The organism is Puia sp. (genome assembly GCF_036500295.1).
GTDB lineage: Bacteria > Bacteroidota > Bacteroidia > Chitinophagales > Chitinophagaceae > Puia.
In genome coordinates, this window is the sequence record NZ_DASYCH010000074.1 from 1 (window position 1) to 2,856 (window position 2,856).

2 protein-coding genes are annotated in these 2,856 nt (G+C 59.1%); both read left to right on the plus strand.

The features are described from left to right. On the plus strand, window positions 1-977 hold a 977-nt coding region (locus VGM48_RS14730; protein ID WP_331580379.1), incomplete at its 5' end, for an ABC transporter permease. 1 nt (window position 978) lies between these two features. Continuing rightward, on the plus strand, window positions 979-2,856 hold a 1,878-nt coding region (locus tag VGM48_RS14735; RefSeq protein ID WP_331580381.1), incomplete at its 3' end, for an ABC transporter permease.

Sequence of the window (2,856 nt, forward strand, 5' to 3'; positions counted from 1 at the left end):
ACATGAATACTCCCGAACTAAAGAATAACTACGACGCGCTAAGCGCCGACCTGACCGGCAGCGGGTGGGTGCAGGGAGTGGCCGCCTCGTCCATGGACATCAACGATTTTGACAATAACACCGTTCCGTCCTGGCGCGGCAAGCGGGCCGACATGCCGGCCTACTTTTTCCACCCTGTCGTGGTCACGCGGGATTTCGGCGCCACCATCGGCTGGACCATCCTGCAGGGCCGGGATTTTTCCCGCCAGTATGGTACCGACAGCAGCGCCGTGATCCTCAACGAAGCCGCCGTAGCCCTCATCGGCATCAAAAATATCGTCGGGGAGATCATCACGTTCAATGATCACGAGTTCCACGTCATCGGCGTCGCGAAGAACATGATCTCCAATTCCCCCTACGACCGCATCGACCCCACGGCCTTTCTCGGCAGCGGCTACCACAGCGTGATCACGCTTCGTCTTCGTCCCGGCGCCCCGGCTCACACCGCGCTGAGCCGCATCGAACCGATCTTTAAAAAACACAACCCCGCCAGTCCCTTCCTCTATCATTTTGTCGACGACGTCTATGGCGCCAAGTTCGAAGCCGAACAACGCATCGGCAACCTCGCCACCGTCTTCGCCACCCTGGCCATCTTTATCTCCTGTCTCGGGCTCTTCGGGCTGGCCGCTTTCATGGCCGAACAACGCACCAAGGAGATCGGCGTCCGCAAGGTGCTCGGCGCAACGCTCCTCAGCCTCTGGGGCCTGCTGTCGAAAGATTTTCTGAAGCTAACGGTCCTGTCCATCCTCATTTCCGTACCGCTTGCCTACTATGGCATGCACCAATGGCTGCAGGGCTATCAATACCGGGCGGCCCTGTCCTGGTGGATCTTCGCCGCCGCCGGCGCGGGCCTTATCGCGATCACCCTGCTGACGATAAGCTACCAGAGCCTAAAGACGGCCCTCATGAATCCCGTAAAAAGTTTAAGATCGGAATAGTATGCTCAAAACCCATCTCATCCTCGCCTGGCGCCACCTCAGCCGCAGCAAAAGCTCGGCCGCCATCAATATTGCCGGCCTCAGCATCGGCATGGCCATCGCCCTGGTCATCGGCCTCTGGATCATCGACGAGATCAGCTTCGATCACTACGCCCCCCATCATCAACGCCTCGCCGCCGTCATGGGCAATGCCTATGACTTCGACGCCACCCGCGACGATCAATTCGGGACGGACAACGTTATTTCGGTGCCGCTCGGCAAAGCCCTCGGCGGCGAATACAAGACGCTGTTCACGCGTACCGCCGCCACCGACTTCGGAACGGGCGGAAGCCACCTGTTCAGCTATGGCGATAAGCCGGTCAGCGGGATCGCGCTGGCGGCCCAGGCGGACCTCCCCGGGATGTTCGGCTTCCGGATGATCACCGGCCGCGACGACGCCACAAAGGACCCGTCCACCGTCATCATCTCCCAATCCCTCGCCACCGCACTCTTCGGCAATGACAATCCGGTAGACAAAACGGTACGGATGGACAACAATACCGACTATCGCATCGGCGGGACCTATGCGGATCTCCCTCAGAATACCACCTTTCACAACCTTCAGGCCGTCCTTCCCTGGGACAACAAGAACAACGACTACCGATCCAAAAACACCAACTGGAATGACCATAACAGCCATATGTATGTCGAACTGGCGCCCGGCATTACCGCCGAACAGGCCACGGCCCGCATAAAAGCACTCCCCACGCCCCATATCAAAACATTACACGAAGAAGCGATGATCTATCCGCTGGACAAGGCGTATCTCTATAACGAATTCAAAAGGGGCAAACCCGACGGCGGCCGGATCACGATGGTCTGGCTCTTCGGCATCATCGGCGCATTCGTGCTCCTGCTGGCCTGCATCAACTTCATGAATTTAAGCACGGCCCGCAGCGAAAAACGCGCAAAAGAGGTCGGCATCCGCAAGACCATCGGCTCCGGGCGGTCCCAACTCATCAGGCAATTCCTCAGCGAATCGGTACTCATCGCCGGCATCGCGCTGGTGATCGCCCTGCTCCTCGCCGAAGCTTCTCTACCCTTCTTCAACAACCTCTCGGGAAAGCAAATGGCCATTCCCTGGGATAACCTGCTCTTTCTCCTCGCAACGCTCGGCTTCACGATGCTCACGGGGCTTCTCGCCGGCAGTTACCCGGCCTTCTATCTCTCGGCGTTTAAACCCATCAGGGTCCTCAAAGGCGCGATTAAAACCGGCAAGGCAGCCTCTCTCCCCCGCCAGGTCCTCGTCGTATTGCAATTTACCGTCTCGCTGACGCTCATCATTGGCACCACCATCGTCTTCCGGCAGATCCTACACACCCAGGACCGCCCGGTGGGCTATAACCGCGAAGGGTTGTTCACCGTCGCCATGAACACGCCCGATCTCAACAAACATTACGAAGCCCTCCGCACCGAACTCATCCAGAAAGGTCTTGCCGCCGACGTCGCGGCCGCCGACTTTATGCCCACCAGCTACCTCAATGACAACGTCCTGGACTGGAGCGGAAAACGACCCGACCAGCAGACCCTGGGGTTCCGCAACATCGACATCACCCCCGACTTTGGCAAGACCATCGGCTGGACCATTACCCGCGGCCGCGATATGTCCCGCGACTTTGCCACCGACAGCAACGCCGCGATCCTCAATGAAAAAGCAGCCGAGGCCATCGGCCGCAAAGACCCCATCGGCATGACCGTGAAATTGCACGGCAAGGCCTACACGGTCGTCGGCGTCGCCGCCGATATGGTCAATAACAGTCCTTACGACACCGTCGAGCCCGCGGTCTTCGTCGGCGGCGGCTGGATCTATCAGATCCATGTCCGGATCAAGCCCGGCCTC